A 26,038-nucleotide genomic window follows, 5' to 3' on the forward strand; every position below is an offset into this window, starting at 1 on the left:
GGGTGGGGACCGCGTACTTACCCAATTACCTGGCATGGCGGCGGCTGTTTGAAACCGCGAAGCCAGCAGAGGAGGCGTGGTTTCGCGCAGCGATAGGCGCAGACCAACAACAGATACCAACATAGCCTCACTTATACAGTATTTGTGGCAAACCCGGCCACAAGGAAACACAGATGGGAACTGTGCCAGGATGAGAGAGCAGGAGGGATGAATGCGAGTGCGCTAACTGGGTCCGTTGGTGGCGGGCATGACGCCTCCGGCGCTGGGCGGGTATGATCTTTCGCAGTTCGCGCCGAGCTGCTACCTGGTGGGCGTGGGGGAAGAGGCTGGCGTGAGCGGCCCGGTGATTGAGGGCGAGCAGCGGTTGTTCAAGGGGCATCGGATTGGTGGGCGCATCCGGTTGATGCCCACTGCCGGGCCGCGGGAGTCGATCTGGGCCCGGCAGTCGGATCTGCGGGGTGTGGTTGTCAGTCAGGCGAGGCGGTATGCGTGGTGATGTTGCTGTTTCCGCAAGCGGGGTTCGCATTGCTGGATGGCGTGATATCGCGTAATATTGAGAGGCGTGAAGAAGTGATTTGACTCTGCATGCCTAACTGGATAAGGTCGCTTAGCGACCTTATCCAGTTAGGCATGCGGATCCGGCGATAACTTTAATTGTCTGATTTTTTGGAGAAAATCATGGTCTCTTACCTCAGTGCTGATCGGGCGGGCTATTTCGTGCTGCGTCAGCAGGAAAAAGAGCAGAACCGTGCCAAAGAATACGACGAGATGCTGGTGTCGCGTGCAGCCATCGCTCGTGCTTCTCACTTCGCTGGCGTTCGGCAGCGTGCTCGGGTCGTGCGTCGCGCCTTGCAACAGGGCAGCGAGTGAGCGCGCACCGTAGGTAATGCCGGAGCCTTTCGATACCGATCCCCTACTTCGCCTGTTCGCCGAGCTACCTCGAGAAGCACAGGAACGCCTGGTCCTCATTGGGGGCCAGGCGATTTCGTTTTGGAGCTACTATTTTCTGGAAGGCAGCCTGAGCGAGGTCGACCTAGCTGCTCTGACTTCATCCGACCTGGACATCGTTTCTGAGACTCAGGAAAACGTGCGACTGCTGGCGAGGGCATGGGGTGGAAAGCCCCGGTTTGCCGGCATCGACGATCACACGCCCAACATCGCCGTAATCGATCTAGAGCGGCCGGGCTGGAGTCCAGATGGAGCGCACCTGATCGTCGATGTGATGGGCGATGTCTATGGTGCCACTGCGCATCAGCTCATCACTTGGTCAGAGATGATCGAGCTCTCCTTCGAAAATGGTCAAACCGTGTGCTTGCGCGTCGTGGTACCGGAAATGTTGCTCTGGACGAGGATTGCCAACCTGCACAAGCGGCCGATGGGCCCGGTGGCCGTTCAGCGGGAGTTGCGCCGCACGAAAGTTCTGTGCCGGATCGTCAGCGAGCATCTCGAAAATCTGGCCCAGGAAGCCATGTTCGAGCCGGGCTTGCGGCGTATTGCTCTCAAGCATGCCAGCCTGGTCTATCAGTGGATTGCGAAACAGAACTGGGCTCGCAAGGTGTTGGCCCGGCATCCTGAATTGATAGACCCCTATCTCTCCGCAGTGCCGCGAACGCCCTTCTGGCCGCAAGCGCTCCTGGAACATGGTCTGCCAGGCTGGCAGAACTGGCTGGTTGGCCGTGTGGAGGCCCTCATTCGGCATCAGGAACACCGCCAGCGTGAGAAAGAGAGCTCGGCACTTCTCCGCTAGGCTGGTTCATTCTCGGCTTACCGAATGCACCTCCATCCGCAGCGAGCTCGTCAGCGCGCTGTCGCTGGGCTCGTGGCCGACCTAGGTGATCACCATGCAGTGGCGTCGATCTTGCGTAGACGGTAATCCGGGGTGTGGGCGAGGCGGCCCGGTTCGCTGTAGCAGGTTCATGCCAGGGCCCATTGAGGGCGGGCATCAGTCAGGGCTATCTGTCGGAGATCGAGGCCGGCAAGGCCGGTTTCCTGAGCGTGTTGAAGCGCATCGCCGACGTGTTGGGCGTGGAGCGGAGCGACCTGACGTGACCGGCGTCAGCCCTGCAGTCAGTCGTGCACGGTTCGAGTGAGTTGAGTGTCTGTCGTGGAGTAGGGTGTTAGCCTTGACGTTTACCACTTGGGCCGGAGGGTCGGCATGAAGGCAATGGCGTTGGCAGGCGTCCTAGCATCGCTGCTATGGCTGGCAGGCTGCAGCGGCGGAGAGGAAGAGTCGGCGGCCGAGGGGGAGCGTGTGGGTGGCGTAGCCCAGCCTGAGGCCGATACCGGTCGAGCGGCGAGCACGTCGGACGATGAGCAGCCGGCAGTAGAACCCTTTACCGAACCGGTTCGCATCGAGGTCATGGCCACGTTGCGCAGTGACCGGCGACTGATGGTGGAAGGCGAGAGCAATTTACCCGAGGGAGCTCAGCTTCAAGTCGTGGTAGAGCGCGAGGCTAGTGGCATGCGCTGGCGCTCGCTCACCACCGTCCAGGAAGGAGGCTTCGTTGCCGGGCCGTATGGGTCGGGTAGTGGTCTGCCCGATGGCGGCTATATCGTACGCGTGATGCTGTCCGAGGCGAGCGTGCAACCCGAGGAGGTGCGTGCAAGGATTGGCGAGCAAGGGGAGCACCTCAGCGGCCCGTTAGTGACGACCTCGCGCCATGGGCTGGGGCAGATCGTCAGCTATTCGCGTCGCTACCTAGTCGGCAGTGAGCCCCGGCGTGCCACCGATCAGGTGGAAGTGCTGGAAGTCGAGTGAGGCAGGTTCAGGGCCGTTCAGGGCACCAGCGAGCCAGCAGTTTACCCACCACTCGTTGTGCAGCGCCCATGGGCAGTGATTCGGTACCGCTGGAGGCCTCGCCGCGGCGCTGTAGTTCACCCTGGCCGTTGCGTTCCAGATGGGCGATGGTCAGCCCTTCGTTATCCTCGATGAGGTAGCGTCCGGCTTGGTCGAAGGTGTCGGTCGGTCGGACGGCGGCGAGATCCCCTGGGGCCAGAAAGTCGAAGTGTTCGCCGGGAGCCGGGGTTATCAGGTAGCAGTCACTCTGCCAGTCGCCGCTGGCGATCAGTTCTCCGGGAAAGGTGATGCGGTTGGCGGTAGGATTCAGCCAGGGAACGGGCTGCTTGCCGTGCAAGTAGAGTGGAGTGGTACGGCCGTTGTCATCGCCTTCCAGCAGTTGGCTGAGAGGACATTGCAGGGCTTCTGCCAGCGCGACCAGTCGCTCGTGACCGATCTGTTTGATGGCACCGGATTCCCAGTAAGAGATCGTGACGTCGGATACTCCGACCTTACGTGCCAGGGCGGCCTTATTGAGGTTGGCACGCTGCCGTAACTGCTTGATACGTGGGCCAAGTGCATCCATCTCATCTTCCTGCCGGCAAGTGGTAATAGGGAGAAGTGATCGTCGGTGATCACGTTGCGTTGTGCAAATTTGACGCCTCAACGTTGAGACAACCATTCTGCACGGGCATTACCCGGTCACTTCGTCATCATTCGATAAGCCTTCGACCGCTTAGCATGGACTCCGGATGTCGAGGATGATTCCCCATGGCGGCTGCCGGTTGCCGGCCAGGTGCGTATAATGCGCCTACTACCCTGGTTTCAGGGGTTCATACCACCGATTGGACCAAGGACGACATGACCGTACGCACTCGCATCGCGCCGTCTCCCACCGGCGACCCCCATGTTGGGACCGCCTATATCGCCCTGTTCAACCTCTGTTTCGCTCGCCAGCACGGTGGCCAGTTCATTCTGCGCATCGAGGATACCGATCGGGTGCGCTCCACCACAGAATCCGAGCAGATGATCCTGGACTCGCTGCGCTGGCTGGGTCTGGAGTGGGATGAAGGGCCTGACGTGGGCGGTCCCCACGGACCCTATCGTCAGAGCGAGCGCGGCGATATCTATGGTGAGTATGCCCGCCAACTGATCGATGCCGGACATGCCTTTCGCTGCTACCGTACCGCCGAGGAGCTGGATGAGTTGCGTGAGGCGCGCAAGGCGGCAGGCATGCACCTGGCTCTCAAGCCATCCGATCTTGCTCTGCCCGATGAGGAGCAGACGCGACGCGAGCGCGAGGGCTGGCCCCATGTCGTGCGCATGAAGGTACCCGCTAGCGGAGCCTGCGTGATCGACGACATGCTGCGCGGCCCCATCGAGGTCGACTGGGCCCAGGTGGACGCCCAGGTGCTGCTCAAGTCCGATGGCATGCCTACCTACCATCTGGCCAACGTGGTCGACGATCACCTGATGGGCATCACCCATGTGCTGCGTGGCGAGGAGTGGATCAACTCGGCGCCCAAGCATCAGCTGCTCTATGACTATTTCGGGTGGGAGATGCCGGTGCTGTGCCACATGCCGTTGCTGCGAAATCCCGACAAGTCGAAGCTCTCCAAGCGCAAGAACCCGACTTCCATCAACTACTATCGGCGCATGGGTTATCTGCCCCAGGCGGTGACCAACTATCTGGGGCGCATGGGCTGGTCGATGCCCGACGAGCGCGAGAAGTTCAGTCTCGACGAGATGATGGCTCACTTCGATATCCAGCGGGTGTCGCTGGGCGGCCCGGTGTTCGATCTCGAGAAACTCACCTGGCTCAATGGCCTGTACATTCGCGAAGACCTCGACGATGCCGCCTTTCTCAAGGCGCTGATGGCCTGGGCCTTCAACGAGGAGTATGTGTCGCAGATCCTGCCACAGGTGCGTACGCGGGTGGAGACGCTCTCCGAGGTGGCACCGCTTGCCGGGCATTTCTTCTCCGGCCTGCCGGCCATCGAGGAGCGCGATTTCGACGGCGTCAAACTGGGGCGCGAGGACCTGGTCAAGCTGCTGCAGTTTCTGGTGTGGCGTTTCGAGGCCGTGCCGGCATGGAACAAGGAGACCCTGCTGGCCGAGGTCAAGACGCTATCCGCCCACTTCGAACTCAAGATGAAGGAGTTTCTGGCGCCGGTTTTCATCGCCATTACCGGTTCGCCGTCCAGCACTTCGGTGATGGACGCCATGGCCATTCTCGGCTCCGACATGACCCGTGCGCGTCTGCGGCACGCCATCGAGGTACTCGGCGGCGTCTCCAAGAAGCAGGCCAAGCGCTTCGAGAAGGAATTCCGGGGGCTGTAAGCTGCGGGCTACGGGTCATGGGCTACGAGCAGGAAGTTGCAAGATGGCAGCGCCGGTGCATTACGCTGCCGAAGCCCGAAGCCCGAAGCCCGAAGCCCGAAGCCCGAAGCCCGAAGCCCGAAGCCCGAAGCCCGAAGCCCGAAGCCCGAAGCCCGAAGCCCGAAGCCCGAAGCCCGAAGCCCGAAGCCCGAAGCTGATTTTCGGCTTGACGAAGGCGGGGCGAATCAGTAACCTACGCACCGTCTTCGCGAGCTTGGGGCCTTAGCTCAGCTGGGAGAGCGCGACACTGGCAGTGTCGAGGTCAGCGGTTCGATCCCGCTAGGCTCCACCATTCTCTTGCGATTGATGCGTCCCATTCGTCTAGTGGTCTAGGACACCGCCCTTTCACGGCGGTAACAGGGGTTCGAACCCCCTATGGGACGCCACTTCAATGACGACGCTGGCTCTTCTGCCCGCACTCACCGTGCGTCTGACGGCGTCTCTTCATTGACTGCCTGTCTGCGCCACCGGATTGTCACTTCCTTGCGTGAAATTGGCATTGAAGCGCCGTTTTCGTGGTGCTTCGAGCTTGACTTGTCCACGTACCCCCTCTTTACGTTGCCGCCGGCGGCTGGCTGGACGTAACTTACCGTGCTGCCGGGGTTTTGACAAAAACCCTTTATATTCAACTAGTTATACTTGATTAAAAAATAATCAATCTAAGGGAAGCCCGCTTCCCATGGCGCTTCTGCGACCTTTTCGAGTGGTTGTGAACAGGGTTATCCACAGAATGTGTGGAAAACGCTCCGAGCCGTGGAGGACGGGATTTTTTGTCGCGGCTGAGGAGCGTTGTCAAGTACGCAAGGCAGGGCTTCCGTCACCGAAGCGGAGGGGGCGCCGCCGTTGCAGCGACGCCCTGAGGCACGGTTCAGCGAGCGCCCAGCGTGCGCAGTCGTCGTAACAGCGAGGAGGTATCCCAGCGTCCGCCGCCCATGACTTGGACATCACCATAGAACTGGTCCACCAAGGCGGTGACCGGCAAGCGTGCCTGGAGGCGGCGTGCCTGTTCGAGGCATATTCCCAGGTCCTTGCGCATCCAGTTCACTGCGAAGCCATGTTCGTACTGGTCGGCGATCATCGTCTTGTGGCGATTCTCCATTTGCCAGGAGCCGGCGGCTCCCTGGGAGATCACGTCGACGACACGCTGCTGGTCGAGGCCCGCTTGTTCGGCGAAATGCAACCCTTCGGCGAGTCCCTGTACCAGGCCGGCAATGCAGATCTGATTGACCATCTTGGTGAGCTGGCCGCTACCGGCAGTGCCCATCAAGGTGACGGCTCGGCCGTAGTGGGAAAGCACCGGCTCCGCGCTGGCGAAGTCGGTTTCGCTGCCGCCGCACATGATGGTGAGCGCGCCATTCTCGGCGCCTTGCTGGCCGCCGGAGACCGGGGCATCGATGAAACCGGTGCCTTGCTTGCGACAGGCGGCATCGAGCTCTTCGGCCAGGTCGGCCGAGGCAGTGGTGTGGTCCACCAGCAGGCTGCCTGTGGCCATGCCGGACAGAGCGCCGTGCTCGCCGGTGGTGACCTGGCGCACGTCGTCGTCGTTGCCTACGCATACCAGCACCAGCTCGGCGCCTGTGGCGGCTTCGCGGGGGGTGGGGTGGTGGCTGCCACCGTATTCGTCCACCCAGGCTTCGGCCTTGGCGGCGGTGCGGTTGTAGACGCGGACATCGAGACCGGCCCTGGCCAGGTGGCCAGCCATGGGGTAGCCCATGACGCCCAGCCCAATGAAGGCAACGGTGGATATGTCTTGGCTCATCGTGCGGCTCCTTGGTTGTTGTCCATGCACGGTCATGAAGTCAGACGCAGAAAGCCGCCCGGAGGCGGCTTTCTGCTTGCGTAGCGGCGTGGCCGCCTGCCTGCCGGCTTACTTGGCAGGATAGTCGCGCTGGGCATGGCCCGTATAGAGCTGGCGCGGGCGCCCGATCTTGTAGCTGTCGCTGAGCATCTCGTGCCAATGGGAGATCCAGCCGATGGTGCGTGACACGGCGAAGATCACCGTGAACATGTTGGTGGGAATGCCCATGGCCTTGAGAATGATGCCGGAATAGAAGTCGACGTTGGGGTAGAGCTTACGCTCGATGAAGTATTCGTCTTCAAGGGCGATCTGTTCCAGGCGCTTGGCGATCTTGAGCTGCGGGTCGTCGGCCATGCCCAGCTCGGCCAGCACCTCGTCGCAGGTCTCCTTCATGACCTTGGCGCGCGGATCGAAGTTGCGGTAGACGCGGTGACCGAAGCCCATCAGCTTGAAGGGGTCATCCTTGTCCTTGGCGCGGTCGACGAAGCGTTGGATGTTCTCTTCGGACTCGTCGCCGATCTCGTCGAGCATCTTCAGCACCGCCTCATTGGCGCCGCCGTGGGCCGGGCCCCACAGGGCGGCGATGCCGGCGCTGATGCAGGCGAAGGGGTTGGCGCCGGTGGAGCCCGCGAGGCGCACCGTGGAGGTCGAGGCGTTCTGCTCGTGGTCGGCGTGGAGCATGAAGATACGATCCATGGCCTTGGCGTAGACCGGGTTGATCCTGTACTCCTCGCACGGGTTGCTGAACATCATGTAGAGGAAGTTCTCTGCATAGCTCAGGTCGTTGCGCGGGTAGTTGAACGGTTGGCCGATGTTGTACTTGTAGGACATCGCCGCGATGGTCGGCATCTTGGCAATCAGGCGGATGGCGCTGATTTCGCGGTCCCTTTCCTTGGTGATGTCCATGTGGTCGTGATAGAAGGCCGCCAGGCCGCCGACCACGCCGCACAGGATCGACATCGGGTGCGCGTCGCGACGAAACCCCTTGAAGAAATTGTTGATCTGGTCGTGGACCATGGTGTGGTTGCTGATCCGCCACTCGAAGTCGGCATACTGGGCATCATCGGGGAGTTCTCCGAACAGCAGCAGATAGCAGAGTTCGACGAAGTTGGACTCCTTGGCGAGCTGGCCGATGGGATAGCCGCGATGCAGCAGCACCCCTTGGCCGCCGTCGATGTAGGTGATGGCGGACTGGCAAGAGGAGGTGGCCATGAAGCCGGGGTCATAGGTGAACAGGCCTTCGGCGCCGAGTCCGCGCACGTCCACAACGTCAGGCCCCAGAGTGCCTGAGTAGACCGGCAGCTCGATCGCCTTCTCCAGCCCGTCTACCGTCAGTGTCGCTTTCCTGTCAGCCATGCTGGCCTCCTCTCGTCATCGAATGAAATCGTTAACTCGTTATTTCGCAAACGGTGTTTCCGACTGGTCGGGTCGTCAACAGCGCGGCCCGCAAAAAAGGTTCGCCCACTATAGAAGCGTTCCCGGGATTGTCAATTAGCCCATCGTGGCCTCACAGCTGTACATGTCACGGTTCGAAGTATAGTTTCATGTACAATAAATGGTGCTCTGCATCATGGTGGACGGAGTCTAGCCAGCTTGGGTGTCAGCATCGGGCGGTGGGAGGGATAGCGGCCTGATGACGGGCTTGAACCATGGTCGAGTTCGCCGGTCGTTCATTTGTCACTGGGAGTTCATGTCCCTATAATCCACACCGCGCGACTGGCAGGTACTCGTTGTCATGCCCGTCACGGCAGCGGCGAGCCCCCTACCTCAAACCACCGCTTGCTTCACCCCGGTCAGCCAGCCGGAGGCCGCAACCGAAGCGAGCCAAGAGAGTGTGTATAGAGCCGTGAATAGCAAACGACCCGTCAACCTAGACCTCACCACGATACAGTTCCCACTTCCCGCCTTGACGTCGATCGCCCATCGCATCACCGGCGTCATTCTCTTCATCGGTCTCATCTTCGCCTTCTGGGCCTTCGATAAATCGCTATCCTCGCCTGCCGGCTTTGCCGCCGTGAGCGATGCACTGGCCAACAACGTCCTGGCCAAGCTGATCGCCTGGGGTCTGCTGTCGGCACTGGCCTTTCATCTCGTGGCCGGCATCAAGCACCTGCTGATGGACGCTGACATTGGCGTGACCCTCGAAGGGGGCGTCAAGAAGGCTCAGATCACTGTGGTGGTGAGTGCCGTTCTCATCATTCTGGCAGGAGTCTGGGTATGGTAACCAACATCACCAATCTGGGGCGCAGCGGCCTGTCCGACTGGCTCATCCAGCGCGTCTCGGCGCTGGTTCTGGCCCTCTACACACTGTTCATCGTTCTCTATCTGCTCTTCAACCCAGGGCTCGACTACGCAACCTGGAGCGGCCTCTTCGCTCAGACCTGGATGCGTATTTTCACGCTGCTGGCATTGATCTCCATTGCGGCCCACGCCTGGGTAGGGTTGTGGACCGTAACCACGGATTATCTCAAGTCGACCGGCGTGCGCGTCGTCGCCCAGATCGTCATCATCCTGGCCATTTTCGTGTTCCTGGTCTGGGGTATCCAAGTGCTGTGGGGGGCCTGATAGATGTCCAATATGCGTAGTCTGACATTCGACGCCATCATCATCGGCGGCGGGGGCTCCGGCCTGCGAGCGGCGCTGGAGCTGGCCAAGTCCGGCAAGAAGACCGCCGTGCTCTCCAAGGTCTTCCCGACCCGCTCTCATACCGTCTCCGCCCAGGGCGGCATCACCTGTGCCATCGCCTCTGCCGACCCCAACGACGACTGGCGCTGGCATATGTACGACACCGTCAAGGGCGGCGACTACATCACCGACCAGGATGCAGCGGAATACATGTGCTCCGAGGGCCCCAAGGCGGTGTTCGAGCTCGAGCACATGGGGCTGCCATTCTCGCGCTTCGACAATGGCCGCATCTACCAGCGTCCGTTCGGCGGTCAGTCCAAGGATTTCGGCAAGGGTGGCCAGGCAGCACGTACCTGCGCGGCGGCCGACCGTACCGGCCATGCGCTGCTGCACACGCTGTACCAGAACAATCTGAAGAACAACACCACCTTCCTCAACGAATGGTTCGCCGTCGACCTGGTCAAGAATGCCAATGGCGATGTGGTCGGCTGCATCGCCATGTGCATCGAGACTGGCGAAGTGGTGCACGTCAAGTCCAAGGCCACGGTGCTCGCCACCGGTGGGGCAGGGCGCATCTATGCCTCGACCACCAATGCCCTGATCAATACCGGTGACGGCATCGGCATGGCGCTGCGTGCCGGCTTTCCGATGCAGGACATGGAAATGTGGCAGTTCCACCCCACTGGCATCTACGGCGCCGGCGTGCTGGTCACCGAGGGCTGCCGCGGTGAGGGCGGTTACCTGGTCAACAAGGATGGCGAGCGCTTCATGGAGCGCTATGCCCCCAATGCCAAGGACCTCGCCGGACGCGATGTGGTAGCGCGCTCCATGGTCATGGAAATCCTCGAAGGCCGCGGCTGTGGCGAAAACGGCGATCACGTCTTCCTCAAGCTCGACCATCTGGGCGAGGAAGTGTTGGGCAAGCGCCTGCCGGGCATCAGCGAGCTATCCAAGATCTTCGCTCACGTCGACCCGGCCGAAGCGCCGATTCCGGTGGTGCCGACCTGTCACTACATGATGGGTGGGGTGCCCACCAACGTTCATGGCCAGGCGATCATGCAGGATGCCAAGGGCAAGGACAAGGTCATCAATGGCCTGTTCGCCTGCGGTGAGGCGGCCTGCGTATCGGTGCACGGTGCCAATCGCCTGGGTGGCAATTCGCTGCTCGACCTGGTGGTGTTCGGTCGCGCTGCGGGCATGTTCATCGAGAGCGCGCTCAACGAGGGTGTCGACTATCTCGACGCCACCGAGTCCGACGTGGATTCGGCGATGAAACGCATCACCCGCTGGGATGAGTCGAGTGACGGCGAGTCCGTGGCCGATCTCAAGACCGAATTGCAGAGCATCATGCAGACCAGCTTTGGTGTCTTCCGTCAGGAGGAGCACATGCAGGAAGGGGTCAAGCAGCTGGCCGACCTGCGTGAGCGTATCTCGCGTGCCCACCTGGCCGACAAGTCTGGGGCCTTCAACACGGCCCGAGTCGAGGCGCTGGAGCTCGACAACCTGATGGAGGTGGCCGAGGCCACTGCCATTGCAGCGTTGGAGCGCAAGGAGAGCCGTGGCGCGCACTCCCGCTATGACTATCCGGATCGCGATGACACCAACTGGCTGAAGCACTCCATGTACTTCCCGGCCGAGAAGCGGGTCGGCAAGCGCGACGTCAACTTCAAACCGAAGACCGTCGACACCTTCGAGCCGAAAATCCGTACTTACTAAAGGGGGAGTCACGAGATGCTTCAGGTATCCATTTACCGCTACAACCCGGAAACCGACTCCGCGCCCTACATGCAGGAGTATCAACTGGACACCCAGGGCCGTGACCTCATGGTTCTCAATGTCCTGGAAATGCTCAAGGCCGAAGACACCACGCTGGCCTACCGTCGCAGTTGCCGCGAAGGCGTATGCGGTTCCGACGGCATGAACATGAACGGCAAGAACGGCCTGGCCTGCATCACCTCGCTCTCCGAGGTGGTCAAGGACAACAAGCTGACCTTGCGCCCGCTGCCCGGGCTGCCGGTGGTGCGTGACCTGGTCGTCGACATGGCGCTGTTCTACAAGCAGTACGAGCGCATTCAGCCCTACCTCCAGAACGATGACCCGGCACCGGCCATCGAGCGCCTGCAGGCGCCGGAGGATCGCGACAAGCTCGACGGTCTCTACGAGTGCATCCTGTGCGCCTGCTGTTCGACCGCCTGCCCGTCGTTCTGGTGGAATCCCGACAAGTTCGTCGGCCCGGCGGGACTGCTGCAGGCCTATCGTTTCCTGGCCGATTCCCGGGATACGGCAACTCGCGAGCGTTTGTCGGATCTCGAGGACCCGTTCAGCGTGTTCCGCTGCCGCGGGATCATGAACTGCGTGGCGGTGTGCCCCAAGGGGCTCAACCCCACTCGCGCGATCGGCAAGATCCGCGAGATGCTGCTCGCCGATGCCACTTAAATCGTGGCGCCCGGCTTGCTATCATGGCAGTCGGTTTTCCGGCCGCGACATCCCGTCGCGGCCGGCCTGCGAACAGCAAGACGAGAGCCGGTGCCTTGGGTACCGGCTCTTGACCATGCAACATTCACGGTTTCGGCCCCTCATGGCCCGAGACGCCGGCGATGAAGACGCCCCTCCGGCAGGGCACCACCCAGGCCGCCGCGGCTGGGCCGTGACGGCGCCGACTACACCCCATCAGTGCAGGGTGACCGAGAGATGCAACAAGGCATAATGGAGTTGATGTGGAGTAGCTCCCACGTGAGCGGCAGCAACGTTCACTATGTGGAGGCGCTCTACGAGCAATACCTCGCCGATCCCGGTTCCGTCCCCGACGAGTGGCGAACCTATTTCGATCAACTGCCCAATCCCGACGGCAGCGCTTCTCAGGACGTTCCGCTGAGCCCCGTCCGCGACCAGTTTCATCAGTTGGCGCGGGCCCGCCGCACGACGGCGGCACCGGCCGCTGGCAGCGGAGAGAATCGCAAGCAGGTCAAGGTGCTGCAGCTGATCAACGCCTATCGTTTTCGGGGTCACCAGAAGGCCAATATCGATCCCCTCGGCCTGCGCAGCCAGACCCCCATTCCCGATCTCGACCTTTCCTTCCATCAGCTCACCAAGGACGACCTGGACACCGAGTTTCAGACCGGCTCGTTCTTCCTGGGCATGGACAAGGCTTCGCTGCGCGAGATCGTCGATGCCCTGGAGCAGACCTACTGTCGCTCCATCGGCTGCGAGATCATGCACATCGTCGACACCGAGGAGAAGCGCTGGCTGCAGCAGCGTTTCGAGTCGGTGCGTTCGGCGCCCAAATTCAGCGACGAGGTTCGCAAGCACCTGCTGGAGCGGCTCACCGCTGCCGAGGGGCTGGAGAACTACCTGGCCTCCAAGTATCCGGGCACCAAACGCTTCGGCCTGGAGGGGGGTGAGTCGTTCATTCCCATGATGGACGAACTGATCCAGCGCGCCGGCGGCTATGGCACCAAGGAAGTGGTCATCGGCATGGCTCACCGTGGCCGTCTCAACTTTCTGGTCAATATTCTTGGCAAGAACCCTTCCGACCTGATCGACGAATTCGATGGCAAGAGGGTCGTGGAGCGCGGCTCCGGTGACGTGAAGTATCACCAGGGCTTCAGCTCCAACGTCATGACGCCGGGTGGCGAGGTGCACCTGGCCTTGGCCTTCAACCCCTCGCACCTGGAAATTGTCGCGCCGGTGGTGGAAGGCTCGGTACGCGCTCGTCAGGATCGTCGCGACGATGCCGCCGGCGACAAGGTGTTGCCGATCAACGTGCACGGCGATGCGGCCTTCGCCGGCCAGGGCGTGGTCATGGAGACCTTCCAGATGTCCCAGACCCGCGCCTACAAGACCGGCGGTACGGTGCACATCGTCATCAACAACCAGGTCGGTTTCACCACCTCGCACCCTCAGGACACGCGCTCCACCGAGTACTGCACCGACATTGCCAAGATGGTGCAGGCGCCGATCTTCCACGTGAATGGGGATGATCCGGACGCGGTGCTGCATGCCACTCAGGTGGCGCTCGACTATCGCCAGCAGTTCCACAAGGACGTCGTCATCGACCTGGTATGCTACCGCCGCCGCGGCCACAACGAGGCTGACGAGCCTTCCGGCACCCAGCCGATGATGTACCGCAAGATCAAGCAGCGCCCCTCGTCACGCAGCCTCTATGCACAGCGGCTGGTCGAGCAGGACGTGCTCGGCGAGGATGAGGCCAAGACGATGGTCGAGACCTATCGTGAGGACCTCATGGCCGGCAACCACGTGGCCAATGCCCTGGTTCAGGAGCCCAATACCTCGCTGTTCGTCGACTGGACACCCTATCTCGGTCACGAGTGGACCGCACATGCCGATACCACCGTCGACATGAAGCACCTGCAGCGCCTGGCGGCGAGGATGTGCGAGATTCCCGATGGAATCGATGTGCAGCGCCAGGTCGCCAAGATTTACGAGGATCGCCGCAAGATGCAGGCTGGCGGCATGGCGCTGAACTGGGGGTTTGCCGAGACCTTGGCCTACGCCACTCTGCTCGATGAGGGGCATCCGGTGCGCCTGACCGGCCAGGACGTGGGGCGCGGCACCTTCTCCCACCGCCATGCCGTGGTGCACAACCAGAAGGACGGTACGACGTACGTGCCGCTGCAGCACATGAGCGATGGCCAGCCACGCTTCACCATCCACGATTCCTTCCTCTCCGAAGAGGCGGTACTGGGATTCGAGTACGGCTATGCCACGACGGCACCCAACGACCTGGTGATCTGGGAGGCGCAGTTCGGCGACTTCTTCAACGGTGCCCAGGTGGTGGTCGATCAGTTCATCTCTTCCGGCGAGACCAAATGGGAGCGCCTGTGTGGCCTGACCATGCTGCTTCCCCACGGCTACGAAGGTCAGGGACCGGAGCACTCTTCGGCACGTCTCGAGCGTTTCCTGCAGATGTGCGCCGAGCACAACATGCAGGTGTGCGTGCCCACTACCCCGGCACAGATATTCCATCTGCTGCGCCGCCAGGTCATTCGCAAGCTGCGCAAGCCGCTGGTGGTGATGTCGCCGAAGAGCCTGCTGCGCCACAAGGAGGCGGTCTCGGGCCTCGATGACCTGGCCAACGGCAGCTTTCTGCCGGTCGTGCCCGACCAGGGCAATCTGGCCGCCGAGAAGGTCAAGCGCGTCGTGCTATGTGCCGGCAAGGTGTATTACGAACTGGCCGCGTGGCGCGAGGAGAACGAGCGCGACGACACCGCGATCGTGCGTATCGAGCAGCTCTATCCCTTCCCCAAGGAGGAGCTCTTTGAGGCGCTCAAGGATTACGTCAACATCGAGACCGTGGTGTGGTGTCAGGAAGAGCCGCTCAATCAAGGGGCCTGGTACCCCAGCCAACACCATATGCGCGCCGTGGCCGATCTGCTCAGCCAGGGGCTGGGTGGCGAGCTCAAGTTTGCCGGTCGTCCCGCCTCGGCGGCGCCGGCATGCGGCTACATGTCCGTGCACATCGAACAGCAGCGACAGCTGGTGGAAGACGCCTTTACCATTTGACGCCTTTCATCGCGACGAGAGAGATCACACAAGGGATACGACATGGCTACCGACATCAAAGCGCCCACCTTTCCGGAATCCGTTGCTGAAGGCACCGTGGCGGCCTGGCACAAGAAGCCCGGAGACAGTGTCGAGCGCGACGAATTGATCGTCGAGATCGAGACGGACAAGGTGGTGCTCGAGGTGGTGGCACCCGAAGCCGGCACCCTCAGCGAGGTGACGGTCGAGGAGGGCGATACCGTCGCCTCCGAGCAAGTGCTGGGCAAGATCGGTGAAGGGAAGGCCGCCGGTGGCGGTACGGAAGCCAAGAAGAGTGACGCCAAGGCGGAGAAGAAGCCCGACGACGCCCAGGCGCAGAAGCCGGCTTCCGGCAAGCAGCATGAGGTCAAGGCCCCGACCTTCCCCGAGTCGATCCAGGAAGGCACCGTGGCCAGCTGGAACAAGCAGGTCGGCGAAGCGGTCAAGCGCGACGAGGTGCTGGCCGAGATCGAGACCGACAAGGTAGTGCTCGAGGTGGTCGCCCCGGCCGACGGGGCGCTGACCGAGATCAAGGCCGAAGAGGGCAGCCAGGTCGAGTCCGAAGCGGTGCTGGCGCTGTTCGCCGAAGGCGCCGGTGGCGAGAATACGGCCAGTGAACCCGAGGCGCCGGCTGACGGTTCCGACGAAAGCGCCGCGGAAGAGCCGGTCGGCGACAAGATCCTAGCGCCGGCGGCGCGCAAGCTGGTGGCCGAGCACGACCTCGACGTCAACAAGATCGAGGGCACCGGCAAGGGCGGACGCATCCTCAAAGAGGACGTCCAGAAGGCCGTCAAGGACGGCAGTGCCAAGAAAGTCGCCAAGCAGCCCAAGGCCGCCGGCACCCTCGAGCAGGCTGCCGCAGCGGCACCGGTGGTCGAGGGCGAGCGCCCCGAGAAGCGCGTGCCGATGAGCCGCCTGCGTCAGACCATCGCCAAGCGTCTGGTCCAGGCGCAGCAGACTGCAGCCATGCTCACCACCTACAACGAGGTGGACATGGGAGCGGTGATGGATCTACGTGCCCAGTACAAGGAGACCTTCCTCAAGGCCCACGACGTCAAGCTCGGTTTCATGGGCTTCTTCGTCAAGGCGGCCTCTGAGGCGCTCAAGCGGTTCCCCGACGTCAACGCATCGATCGACGGTACCGACATCGTCTACCACGGTTACCAGGACATCGGCGTCGCCGTCTCCACCGACCGGGGGCTGGTGGTCCCGGTGCTGCGCGACACCGACAGCATGAAGATCGCCGACGTCGAGAAGGGCATCGTCGACTTTGGCAAGCGGGCCCGCGACGGCAAGCTCGGCATCGATGAGATGCAGGGAGGGACCTTCACCATCACCAACGGCGGCATCTTCGGCTCGCTGATGTCCACGCCGATCATCAATCCGCCGCAGACCGCGATCCTGGGCATGCACAAGATCCAGGAGCGTCCCATGGCGGTGAACGGCAAGGTCGAGATCCGGCCGATGATGTACCTGGCGGTCTCCTACGACCACCGCATGATCGACGGCAAGGACGCGGTGCAGTTCCTGGTCACCATCAAGGAATTGCTCGAGGATCCGGCGCGCCTGCTGCTGGATGTGTGAGCCTGCCGACGTCACCGTTAAAACGCGAACCGATCAATAGGAAAACCACATGGCCGATAAATACGATGTGATCGTCATTGGCGCGGGTCCCGGGGGCTACGTGGCCGCCATCCGTGCCGCCCAGTTGGGCCTGAAAGCCGCCTGTGTCGAGAAATGGATCGGCAAGGAAGGCAAGGTCGTGCATGGCGGCACCTGCCTCAACGTGGGCTGTATCCCCTCCAAGGCGCTACTCGAGGCCTCCCACAAGTTCGTCGAGGCCAAGCACGATTTCGACGACCTGGGCATCCAGGCGAGCGGCGTCGAGATGGACGTCAAGAAGATGATGGCTCGCAAGGACAAGATCGTTAAGAACCTGACCGGCGGTATCTCGGGGTTGTTCAAGGCCAACGGCGTGACCGCCATCGAAGGGACCGGCAAGGTGATTTCCTCCAAGCAGGTCGAGGTGACCGACCAGGACGGCAAGGCGAGCACCTTCGAGGCCGACAACATCGTCGTCGCCGCCGGCTCGGTGCCGGTGGAAATTCCGCCGACCCCGTTGAAGGAAGGTCTGGTGGTCGACTCCACCGGCGCCCTGGAGTTCCAGGAGACCCCCAAGCGTCTGGGCGTGATCGGGGCCGGTGTCATCGGCCTGGAGCTGGGCAGTGTGTGGAATCGCCTGGGCAGCGAGGTTACCGTACTCGAGGCGATGGACGACTTCCTGCCGATGGTCGATGGTGCCATCGCCAAGGAGACTCAGAAGCTGCTCAAGAAGCAGGGGCTGGACATCCAGTTGGGCGCTCGGGTCACTGGCTCCGAGGTCAAGGGCGAGGAAGTGGTCGTCAAGTACACCGATGCAAAGGGCGACCAGGAAGTCACCTTCGACAAGCTGATCGTCTGCGTTGGCCGCAAGCCCTATACCAAGGGCGTGATCGGTGAGGGCGTGAGCGTCGATCTGGACGAACGCGGTTTCATCCACGTCGACGATCAGTGTCGCACCAACGTGCCGGGCGTCTACGCCATCGGCGACTGCGTGCGTGGCCCGATGCTGGCCCACAAGGCCTCCGAGGAAGGCATCATGGTGGCGGACATCATCGCCGGGCATAAGGCCGAGATGAACTACGAGGCCATTCCCAACGTCATCTATACCTTCCCGGAGGTGGCCTGGGTCGGCATGACCGAACAGGACGCCAAGGCCAAGGGCATCAAGGTCAAGACGGGTGCCTTCCCGTTTGCCGCCAGTGGTCGGGCCATGGCCAACAATGCTACCGAAGGGCAGGCCAAAATCATTGCCGATGCCGAGACCGATCGCGTGCTGGGCATGCACATCGTGGGCCAGCATGCCGGCGAGATGATCGCCCAAGGCGTGATCGCTCTGGAGTTCGGCTCCAGCGCCGAGGATCTCGCCCTGACCTGCTATGCCCACCCGACCATGTCCGAGGCGGTGCACGAGGCGGCATTGGCGGTGGAAGGCCATGCCATTCACATGGCCAACCGCAAGAAGCGCAAGTAAGCACAACAAGCGCCACCTACGGGTAGCGCATCGCTTCCGGCCAAGTATCGGAAGCGGTCGGTGGTGGCCTGAATGCCGCACCCCACCGGTGTCGGCCGGGCCGCCGTTCGAGTCACATGCAACCAATGGCATGAATCGATGAACCTTCACGAGTATCAGAGCAAGCAGCTGTTTGCCGATTACGGTCTGCCGGTGTCCAAGGGTTTCGCCGTGGACACCCCCGAGGAAGCCGCGGAAGCGTGCAAGAAGATCGGCGGCGACATGTGGGTCGTCAAGGCCCAGGTCCACGCCGGCGGTCGCGGCAAGGCGGGCGGCGTCAAGCTGATCAAGAGTCCCGAGGAGGCCAAGGCCTTCGCCGAGCAGTGGCTGGGCAAGAACCTGGTGACCTTCCAAACCGACGAGAACGGTCAGCCGGTCGCCAAGATCTTGGTCGAGAACTGCACCGACATCGCCTCCGAGCTCTATCTCGGTGCCGTGGTCGATCGTGGCACCCGCCGCGTGGTGTTCATGGCGTCCACCGAGGGCGGCGTGGAGATCGAGAAGGTCGCCGAGGAAACCCCCGAGAAGATCCTCAAGGCCGAGATCGACCCGCTGGTGGGCGCCCAGCCCTACCAGGCGCGCGAACTGGCCTTTGCCCTGGGCCTCAAGGGCGAGCAGGTCAAGCAGTTCACCAAGATCTTCCTGGGCCTGTCGCGTCTGTTCCACGAGAAGGATCTGGCGCTGCTCGAGATCAACCCGCTGGTGATCACCGACGAAGGCAACCTCCACTGCCTCGACGCCAAGGTCAACCTGGACGGCAACGCCCTGTATCGCCACCCCGACCTGCAGGCGCTGCGCGACCCCTCCCAAGAGGATTCGCGCGAGGCCGAGGCGGCCGAGTGGGAACTCAACTACGTGGCCCTGGAAGGCAACATCGGCTGCATGGTCAACGGTGCTGGCTTGGCCATGGGCACCATGGACATCATCAAGCTCAACGGCGGGCAGCCGGCCAACTTCCTCGATGTCGGCGGCGGGGCTACCAAGGAGCGTGTCGCCGAGGCATTCAAGCTCATCCTCTCCGACGATTCCGTCAAGGCGGTGCTGGTCAACATCTTCGGCGGTATCGTGCGCTGTGACATGATCGCCGAGGGCATCATCGGGGCCGTCGAGCAGGTCGGCGTCAACGTGCCGGTGGTGGTGCGTCTCGAGGGTAACAACGCCGAGCTGGGTGCCGAGAAACTGGCCTCCAGCGGACTCAACATCATCGCTGCCAAGAGCCTCACCGATGCGGCTCAGCAGGTCGTCAAGGCAGCGGAGGGCAAGTAATGAGCATCCTGATCGACAAGAACACCAAGGTCATCTGCCAAGGCTTCACCGGCGGGCAGGGGACCTTCCACTCCGAACAGGCTCTCGCCTACGGCACTCAGATGGTCGGCGGCGTGACCCCGGGCAAGGGCGGCCAGGAGCACCTGGGCCTGCCGGTGTTCAACACCGTCAAGGAGGCTGTCGCCAAGACCGGTGCCGAGGCCAGCGTCATCTACGTGCCGGCACCGTTTTGCAAAGACTCCATCCTCGAGGCCGCCAATGCCGGCATCAAGCTGATCGTGTGCATCACCGAGGGCATCCCGACGCTGGACATGCTCGACGTCAAAGTGAAGTGCGACGAGCTGGGCGTGCGCCTGATCGGCCCCAACTGTCCAGGTGTGATCACTCCGGACGAATGCAAGATCGGCATCATGCCCGGCCACATCCACAAGGCGGGCCGGGTCGGCATCGTGTCGCGTTCCGGCACCCTGACCTATGAGGCGGTCAAGCAGACCACCGATCACGGCTTCGGCCAGTCCACCTGCGTGGGCATCGGCGGCGACCCGATTCCGGGCTCCACCTTCATCGACATCCTCGCCGAGTTCGAGAAGGACCCGGCGACAGAGGCGATCGTGATGATCGGTGAAATCGGCGGTACCGCCGAGGAGGAAGCCGCGGCCTTCATCAAGGAGAACGTCTCCAAGCCGGTGGTTTCCTACATCGCCGGCGTCACCGCGCCTCCCGGCAAGCGCATGGGCCACGCCGGCGCCATCATTGCCGGCGGCAAGGGAACCGCGGACGAGAAGTTCGCTGCCCTGGAAGCCGCGGGCGTCAAGACCGTTCGTTCCCTCGCCGAGATCGGCGATGCGCTGAAGGCCGTCACCGGCTGGTAAGCCTGGCCGCTTCGGGCGTTATCCTTCAAGGGCACCTTCGGGTGCCCTTTTTGGTGGACTGCTTACCCCTCAGGATGCGGAAGGCGCCGTGCTTTCCACCATGGTGAGGCCAGCCTGCACTCCCTCCAGGTACGCCATCAGCGGCATGGGGCGGGCGATGCCGAAGCCTTGCAAACAGTGAACGCCCAACTGCGACAGTGCCTCGACTTGCGCTGGGGTTTCGACGAACTCGGCAACCACTTTCGCCTTCAGGTAAGCGGCAATGGCGCAGGTGGCACGGACCACTTCGCGATCGAAGCCCGGCGTGGCGATGTGCTGGATGAAGCGGCCGTCGATCTTCAATTCCTGGACGGGATAGTCCTGGAGATAGGCGAAACTGGCTTGACCGGTGCCGAAGTCGTCGATGGCCAGACAAGCGCCCAGAGCGTGCAGCGCCCGAACGTTTTCGCGTGCGACCTGAACGTCGTGAATCACCATGGACTCGGTGATCTCCAGGCACAGACGTTCTGCCGGCCAGCCGTAATGCGTCAAGTACTGACTCAGGGCACCGACCAGCCCTGCGCTGGCCAAGGAGTCACCGGAAAGGTTGATGGCCAGTTCCGTCAGGCGTTCGCCACCCGGATGCGAGCTGACCATGGCCAGGGCATTGGACACGACCCAGGCGTCCACGCGCGGCATCAGTCCGAAGTTCTCGGCTATGGGGAGGAAGGCCCCGGCACTCAGCAGCTCACCGTTCGGTTGCCGCCAGCGCAAGAGTACCTCGGCACGTGCCTGCTCAGGCTGTTGGCGATCTAGGATGGGCTGAACGAACAACTCGAATCCGCCATCGTGGACATCTCCCGCCAAGGCATTGCGTAGGCGACCGGCCCAGCGCAGCGTCTCCCGATGCGCCTCGATCAGATGATCCGGAGCGCCATGATGATGATAGAAGCGCTCGTTCTCCTGTTGTCCTGCTCGTGTGCAGGCCATCAGCAGGATCGACGTCAGATGGCGCGCGTCGGCGTTCTCGACGCGCTCTATCAGTGCCAGGCGCAATCCCTGGCGGGCACTGGAAAGGCTTCCGCCACGCTCAGAATGCTGAAAGGCCTGGCGCAGCGACTCGATGAGCCCCCCATGCGCCTCGCCATCAGGCACCAGCAGCGCGAAGAGCCCCGGCTGGAGTCGTGCCCCCAGATCCTGTCGTACCGGCACCGTGGCACGCAGGGTGTCGGCAATGCCGCGCTCCATGGCGTGAACTTCGTCCAGCCCCGTGAGAGTCGCCAGATCGTCGATGTCCGGTATCTGGATGCCGATGAGTGCATAGCGCTCATCGGCCGACTTGTGAGCCAAGCGTTGGGTCATGCCCAGGTCATTGTAGAGTCCGGTAAGACCATCGCGACGGCTTGCCTGCTCCAGCCGCTGATTGGCGCGATGGTAGGAGTGCACGGCTTCGATGGAGAGGAATCCGATCAGCGCCGCCGTGAACAGCACCATCTGGCCCTGCAGCATGGCCTGTTCGTCCAACACGCCAGTGGCATCGGTGAACATCTCGAGTTGCACCGACGTCCAGGCCAGTACGAACAATGGAACCACCAGCCGTGGCAATCCCACCGGTAGCAAATAGACGGCCAGTATGGGCAGCACCAAGCCGAGGTAGAGCAGCCAATCGGATAACTCCCTGGGTAGTGCCGGCATTTCCGCTATTGCCACCAGTACGAGGATGGCCAGCAGGCACCAGACCAACAGCGGTCGCATGGGACGTGACTCTCCGCTAGGTGGCACCCAGGAGCGAATGCCATGGAGCAGCCATTGTCGGGCCAGCGGAGTGAAGAGCAGCACCGAAGTCGCCTCGGAGAGCCACAGACCGATCGCCAGTTCCGGTTCAGGCAGACCGCTGGCGAACTGCCAGACCCCCAGCAGGGTGAAGAGACTCGCGCTGAGGAGGGCGATGATCGGCACACGCAGCAGGCGTCGCGCCTGATCGCGCTCGACGTGCCGCTCCAGCCACCGGGAAAACCCCGCCACGAAGAGCATCAGCAGCAGGAAGGTGCCCGTGCCCACCACGATGTCCAGAGGCGCATCACCGCGTGCCAGGTTCCAGCTCAGGGCCGCCGCGACGAAATAGGGTACCGGCTTCAGGCCAATGGCCAGTACCGTTCCATAAGCCAACGAATTGGCCAACCACAGCGGCGAAATCGGCATGTCGGCGGACATCGCCGGCAGCAAAGCGGTAATGGCCAGCGCTGCCAGCCACCAAGTGGCAAAGGCCAGGATGCCCTTCTGCCACCCGGGTCTCGAGAGTGAAGGCTTCCCAGCCGCCCGACATTGTCGTTGGTGACGTTTTCCCATCGTCGTCTACGCTCCCTGACGGGATTGGGGGCATCATGGTGAGCCCCCTCCCGAGCGATGTGTCGTCATGCCATGCCAGCGTTTGACCAAACGGTCTGTACGCTCCTCATGACGCCTCGCTCAGTCGACTGGTAGCCCTCAGTCTAGCGGATCGTTCTCGGCATGCTTCAACGCGACTGGGGCGGCGACCCAGCGGGAAGCGGTAGCCTCGGCCCAGTGGAATCCGCCGGGCGGGAAGAGTATGCACCCCGCCTAGCTCAGCTCGCTCAGCGCCCGGGATCAGAAGGCGGGTGCGCAGGCTTGGTCGTGCGCCAGCCGCAACGAGAGACGGCGACCCTGAGGTCGCCGTTCACTAGTGCTGCCTGGCGTTGCCGGAAGTTCAGTCGGCGGGGCGGGCCACCAGGGAGCGGGTTTCTTCCCGAGCCTCGACCAGCGCTACGCGGATATGGTCGCCCAGCTTGTAGCGCTCTTCGCTCTCCACCTGGATGCGACCTTCTTTGTCATCGATGGCGACCTTGTTACGGTCGCTGTGCAGCGTCGGGGCGGGCACGAAGGCGGTGGCGCCGTTGGCGGTGAGGCGCACGCGCATGCCCCCGCGGTTAATCTGGATGACTTCGGCGTCGAAGGTCTCCTGAGCCTTGGCGGCGGGGGTCAGATAGCGCACGTAGAGCCAATCCTTGACGTCGCGCTCGGCCATGCGGTTGAGGCGGCGTCGTTCGGTGAGCTGCTCGGTGAGCTCGAGGCTCGCCTCGGCCGGCGCCTGCTCGCCCTTGAGGACGCGCTTGATCAGGCGATGGTTGACCATGTCGCCGTACTTGCGAATCGGCGAGGTCCAGGTGGCGTAGGCGGGCAGCCCCAGGCCGAAGTGGGGGCCGGGCTTGGCCGACATGCTGGTGAAGCCCTGGAAGCGACGCAGGCGGGCGTCGAGCCAGGCGTCTTCGCGCCCCTCGAGTTCGCGCTTGAGCTCCTTGTAGCGTGCTAGTTCGGTCAGCGCCTCGGGCCCCACTGCAATGTCCTGGGCAGTGAGGAACTCGTGGGCGGCCTCGGCCTTTTCCGGCTCGAAGGCACGGTGCACATTGAAGATGCCGTGGCCCACGTGCTCCGCCAGCAGGTCGGCGCAGCAGGCGTTGGCGGCGATCATCGACTCTTCGATCATGCGATTGGCGATGCGCCGCTCTTCGGTGCGGATGCCGAGCACGTTGCCGGCCTCGTCCAGGTCGAAGACGAAGTCGGGGCGGTCCTTGAACACCAAGGCGTGCTCGGCACGCCAGGCGGCTCGTGCTTCGGTGAGGTCGCGCAGGGCCTGGAGCTGGCTGCCGATCGCCTCGGCCAGAGCCCAGTCGCCCTGGCCATCGAGCCAGTCGGAGACGCGGTCGTAGGCCAACTTGGCATGGGACTTCGCCGTGGCGGCGAAGAAGCGGTAGTCGCCCAGGCTGCCGTCGGCGTGGACGGTGAGCGTGCAGGCCAGCACCGGGCGCTCCTGGCCTTCCCACAGCGAGCAGAGGTCGTCGGCCAATGGCTCGGGCAGCATGGTGACGTTCTGGCCCGGCAGGTAGACGGTGAAGGCGCGGGTGCGCGCCTCGAGATCCGCCGCATGGCCCTCTTCGACGTAGGCGGTGGGATCGGCGATGGCCACCGTGAGATCCCAGCCGCCGGCCTCCCGAGCAACGATGCGCAGGGCATCGTCCATGTCGCGGGTCTTCTCGCTGTCGATGGTGAAGAAGGGCTCGTCGGTGAGGTTCTCGCGTTCGAGCCCTTCGTCACGCAGCGGCCAGTCGCTGCCGGGGTCCGGGCACTCCTGCTCCAGGGCGTGACGGGCCAGGGTCACGCGCCACGGCACCGCCGGGTCGTCGGCCTTGGCCACCAGCTCGTCGATCTGGGCGAAGAAGCCGCGGTCGTCGGCCTTGAGCGGGTGACGCACCAGGCGTGCCACTACCCAATCGGCGTCGCCGATGGTGGACTCGTCGAGGCTGCGCTTGATGCGGGCCTTGAGCGAATTCCTGATGGAGGGATGATCGGGCATCACGGCCAGGCGACCCTCGCGCTTCTGCACCCGGGCGATGAAGCGATCGAGCCCCTGCTCGATCAGCGTGTCGGGCTCGACGCTTTTCTTGTCGCCCTCCTCGTGAAGCACCGCCTCGACGCGATCACCGTGCAGTACCTGCTTCATGGCGGGGGGCGGCACGAAATAGGAATTGCCGTCGTCGGTTTCGAGGAAGCCGAAGCCCTTTTCGGTAGCCTTGATCACACCCTCGACGCGAGGGGTGGTGGAGCGGATCTGTTGCTTGAGCTGAGCAAGCAGGGAGTTGTTCTGCAGCATGATCACGAACGTCTGGCGGGAGTCAGGGGCCACTATACGGATTCCCCACCGCGGGGCCAAACGTCTTGCTGCGTTGCACGAGGAATCAATAAGTTGCCGGCTTTCCGCGGCAGGGCTTCCAGCGGGGGCCGGGATCGTATCGGCTGAATCGGTTAAGCTTGGCGCCAAGTCAACGGAGAGCGCCATGACCCCGACCCCTCATCTGATCGTTTCCGACCTCGACGGAACCCTGCTCGATGCCGGCCACGACCTGACATCCGGAACCGTCGCTACCCTGCGTGCCCTGGCGGCTCAGGGCCACCATATCGCCTTCGCCTCCGGGCGTCATTTTCGCGACATGCTGGCCTTCCGGGAGCGTCTCGGCGTGCCGGTACATCTGATCAGCACTAACGGGGCGTATCTGCACGCTCCCGATGATCGGCTGCTGGCGGCGCGTCATCTCGATCCTGCCATCGCCCGGCAACTGATTGCCCTTGAGCGTCACGCCACGGTACGCCTCAATCTCTACCGCGACGATGACTGGTTGATCGACGCCGAGGCCCCGGAACTGCTGGCCCTGCATGCGCATACCGGCTTCGGCTACCGGGTCGCCAGCCCTCACGAGCTCGATGGAGTAGGCGTGGGCAAGGTGCTCTATATCGGCGAGCCGTCGCGGGTAGCGGAGCTGGAAGCGCAGATCCGTGAGCGCCACGGCGGTGCACTGCACGTCACCTATTCCATGACCAATTCCCTGGAGGTGATGGCCGGCGGAACCAACAAGGGCACGGCCCTGACATCGCTGCTCGAGCGGCTGGGGATCGGTCGCGAACGCTGCCTGGCCTTCGGCGACAACCTCAACGATACCGAAATGCTGCATCTCGCCGGCGAGGCGCATGTGATGGCCAATGCCCATCCCGAGCTGACGGATCGCGTGCCCGGGGCAAGGCGCATCGGCCACCACGCCGAACAAGCGGTGGCGGCCAGGTTGCGTGAGCGCTTTGGCGTGTGAAACCGGGCGATTCGCTACCACCTTGGTCGCAAA

At 62.9% G+C, this 26,038-nt stretch carries 20 protein-coding genes, 2 tRNA genes and 1 pseudogene; 18 read left to right on the forward strand and 5 right to left on the reverse strand.

Annotated elements, in window-relative coordinates; all coding sequences use genetic code 11:
• From GFD32_RS09570 to GFD32_RS09590, 5 genes and pseudogenes are all read left to right on the forward strand, one after another.
• A pseudogene (locus tag GFD32_RS09570) lies at window positions 1-125 on the forward strand (IS1595 family transposase); the annotation flags it as partial.
• Between the two features lie 553 nt (window positions 126-678).
• Window positions 679-870 carry a hypothetical protein gene (locus GFD32_RS09575; protein WP_163576332.1) on the forward strand — a complete coding sequence of 64 codons (192 nt, stop codon included), beginning with the start codon at window positions 679-681 and terminating at the stop codon, window positions 868-870.
• A 16-nt stretch (window positions 871-886) separates the two neighbouring features.
• The gene (locus GFD32_RS09580; protein ID WP_163576333.1) at window positions 887-1,747 is read left to right on the forward strand and encodes a hypothetical protein; all 861 of its coding nucleotides are present in this window, start codon (window positions 887-889) and stop codon (window positions 1,745-1,747) included.
• A gap of 182 nt (window positions 1,748-1,929) precedes the next feature.
• On the forward strand, window positions 1,930-2,049 hold the full coding sequence (locus tag GFD32_RS09585; protein WP_240455596.1) for a helix-turn-helix domain-containing protein: 120 nt from the start codon (window positions 1,930-1,932) through the stop codon (window positions 2,047-2,049).
• Window positions 2,050-2,155: 106 nt separating this feature from the next.
• Complete coding sequence (locus tag GFD32_RS09590; RefSeq protein WP_163576334.1) at window positions 2,156-2,758, forward strand: hypothetical protein; 603 nt, start codon at window positions 2,156-2,158, stop codon at window positions 2,756-2,758.
• A gap of 7 nt (window positions 2,759-2,765) precedes the next feature.
• On the opposite strand, the gene GFD32_RS09595 is transcribed toward GFD32_RS09590, so the two are convergent.
• Window positions 2,766-3,362 carry a helix-turn-helix domain-containing protein gene (locus GFD32_RS09595; protein ID WP_163576335.1) on the reverse strand — a complete coding sequence of 199 codons (597 nt, stop codon included), beginning with the start codon at window positions 3,360-3,362 and terminating at the stop codon, window positions 2,766-2,768.
• A 275-nt stretch (window positions 3,363-3,637) separates the two neighbouring features.
• On the opposite strand from GFD32_RS09595, the gene gltX reads away from it, so the two are divergent.
• From gltX to GFD32_RS09610, 3 genes are all read left to right on the forward strand, one after another.
• Window positions 3,638-5,116: a glutamate--tRNA ligase gene (gltX, locus tag GFD32_RS09600; RefSeq protein ID WP_163576336.1), complete on the forward strand. Its 1,479-nt coding sequence runs from the start codon at window positions 3,638-3,640 to the stop codon at window positions 5,114-5,116.
• A 255-nt stretch (window positions 5,117-5,371) separates the two neighbouring features.
• Window positions 5,372-5,447, forward strand: a tRNA-Ala gene (locus GFD32_RS09605).
• Window positions 5,448-5,465: 18 nt separating this feature from the next.
• Window positions 5,466-5,541 (forward strand) — tRNA-Glu (locus tag GFD32_RS09610).
• 482 nt (window positions 5,542-6,023) lie between these two features.
• Here GFD32_RS09610 and GFD32_RS09615 read toward each other — a convergent pair.
• Together GFD32_RS09615 and gltA are read right to left on the reverse strand one after the other, a co-directional pair.
• The gene (locus GFD32_RS09615; RefSeq protein ID WP_205599082.1) at window positions 6,024-6,914 is read right to left on the reverse strand and encodes an NAD(P)-dependent oxidoreductase; all 891 of its coding nucleotides are present in this window, start codon (window positions 6,912-6,914) and stop codon (window positions 6,024-6,026) included.
• Window positions 6,915-7,022: 108 nt separating this feature from the next.
• Window positions 7,023-8,309: a citrate synthase gene (gene gltA, locus GFD32_RS09620; protein WP_163576337.1), complete on the reverse strand. Its 1,287-nt coding sequence runs from the start codon at window positions 8,307-8,309 to the stop codon at window positions 7,023-7,025.
• A 490-nt stretch (window positions 8,310-8,799) separates the two neighbouring features.
• Here gltA and sdhC point away from each other — a divergent pair, with 490 nt between their 5' ends.
• The 9 genes from sdhC (at window position 8,800) to sucD (ending at window position 20,369) form a co-directional block, all read left to right on the forward strand.
• Window positions 8,800-9,177, forward strand: coding sequence for a succinate dehydrogenase, cytochrome b556 subunit (sdhC, locus tag GFD32_RS09625; RefSeq protein ID WP_205599083.1), 378 nt, complete (start codon window positions 8,800-8,802; stop codon window positions 9,175-9,177).
• A complete protein-coding gene (gene sdhD / locus GFD32_RS09630; RefSeq protein ID WP_089681956.1) occupies window positions 9,171-9,518 on the forward strand; it encodes a succinate dehydrogenase, hydrophobic membrane anchor protein in 348 nt (115 codons plus the stop codon). Before sdhC ends, sdhD begins: the two co-directional genes overlap by 7 nt.
• 3 nt (window positions 9,519-9,521) lie before the next feature.
• Window positions 9,522-11,294: a succinate dehydrogenase flavoprotein subunit gene (gene sdhA / locus GFD32_RS09635; RefSeq protein WP_163576338.1), complete on the forward strand. Its 1,773-nt coding sequence runs from the start codon at window positions 9,522-9,524 to the stop codon at window positions 11,292-11,294.
• Window positions 11,295-11,309: 15 nt separating this feature from the next.
• Entirely contained in the window at window positions 11,310-12,014 is a 705-nt protein-coding gene (locus GFD32_RS09640; protein ID WP_163576339.1) for a succinate dehydrogenase iron-sulfur subunit, read from the forward strand.
• 255 nt (window positions 12,015-12,269) lie between these two features.
• Complete coding sequence (locus tag GFD32_RS09645; protein WP_163576340.1) at window positions 12,270-15,101, forward strand: 2-oxoglutarate dehydrogenase E1 component; 2,832 nt, start codon at window positions 12,270-12,272, stop codon at window positions 15,099-15,101.
• Between the two features lie 42 nt (window positions 15,102-15,143).
• The gene (odhB, locus tag GFD32_RS09650) at window positions 15,144-16,703 is read left to right on the forward strand and encodes a 2-oxoglutarate dehydrogenase complex dihydrolipoyllysine-residue succinyltransferase (protein WP_163576341.1); all 1,560 of its coding nucleotides are present in this window, start codon (window positions 15,144-15,146) and stop codon (window positions 16,701-16,703) included.
• A 49-nt stretch (window positions 16,704-16,752) separates the two neighbouring features.
• Window positions 16,753-18,192, forward strand: coding sequence for a dihydrolipoyl dehydrogenase (gene lpdA / locus GFD32_RS09655; protein WP_163576342.1), 1,440 nt, complete (start codon window positions 16,753-16,755; stop codon window positions 18,190-18,192).
• Between the two features lie 138 nt (window positions 18,193-18,330).
• Window positions 18,331-19,497 (forward strand): ADP-forming succinate--CoA ligase subunit beta, encoded by a 1,167-nt coding sequence (gene sucC / locus GFD32_RS09660; protein WP_089681967.1) that lies wholly within the window; start codon window positions 18,331-18,333, stop codon window positions 19,495-19,497.
• Complete coding sequence (gene sucD, locus GFD32_RS09665; protein ID WP_163576343.1) at window positions 19,497-20,369, forward strand: succinate--CoA ligase subunit alpha; 873 nt, start codon at window positions 19,497-19,499, stop codon at window positions 20,367-20,369. The genes sucC and sucD overlap by 1 nt, the downstream gene beginning before the upstream one ends.
• Before the next feature lie 69 nt (window positions 20,370-20,438).
• Here sucD and GFD32_RS09670 read toward each other — a convergent pair whose 3' ends face one another.
• Both GFD32_RS09670 and GFD32_RS09675 read right to left on the reverse strand, forming a co-directional pair.
• Window positions 20,439-22,697, reverse strand: a complete 2,259-nt coding sequence (locus GFD32_RS09670) for a sensor domain-containing phosphodiesterase (protein ID WP_163576344.1) — start codon at window positions 22,695-22,697, stop codon at window positions 20,439-20,441.
• A gap of 379 nt (window positions 22,698-23,076) precedes the next feature.
• Entirely contained in the window at window positions 23,077-25,017 is a 1,941-nt protein-coding gene (locus tag GFD32_RS09675; protein WP_163576354.1) for an exoribonuclease II, read from the reverse strand.
• 184 nt (window positions 25,018-25,201) lie between these two features.
• Between GFD32_RS09675 and GFD32_RS09680 the strand changes: the two genes are divergently transcribed.
• The gene (locus GFD32_RS09680; RefSeq protein WP_163576345.1) at window positions 25,202-26,005 is read left to right on the forward strand and encodes a Cof-type HAD-IIB family hydrolase; all 804 of its coding nucleotides are present in this window, start codon (window positions 25,202-25,204) and stop codon (window positions 26,003-26,005) included.
• The last annotated feature ends 33 nt before the right edge of the window (window positions 26,006-26,038 follow it).

Source organism: Halomonas faecis (genome assembly GCF_010993975.1).
In the GTDB taxonomy this organism is placed as follows: domain Bacteria; phylum Pseudomonadota; class Gammaproteobacteria; order Pseudomonadales; family Halomonadaceae; genus Halomonas; species Halomonas faecis.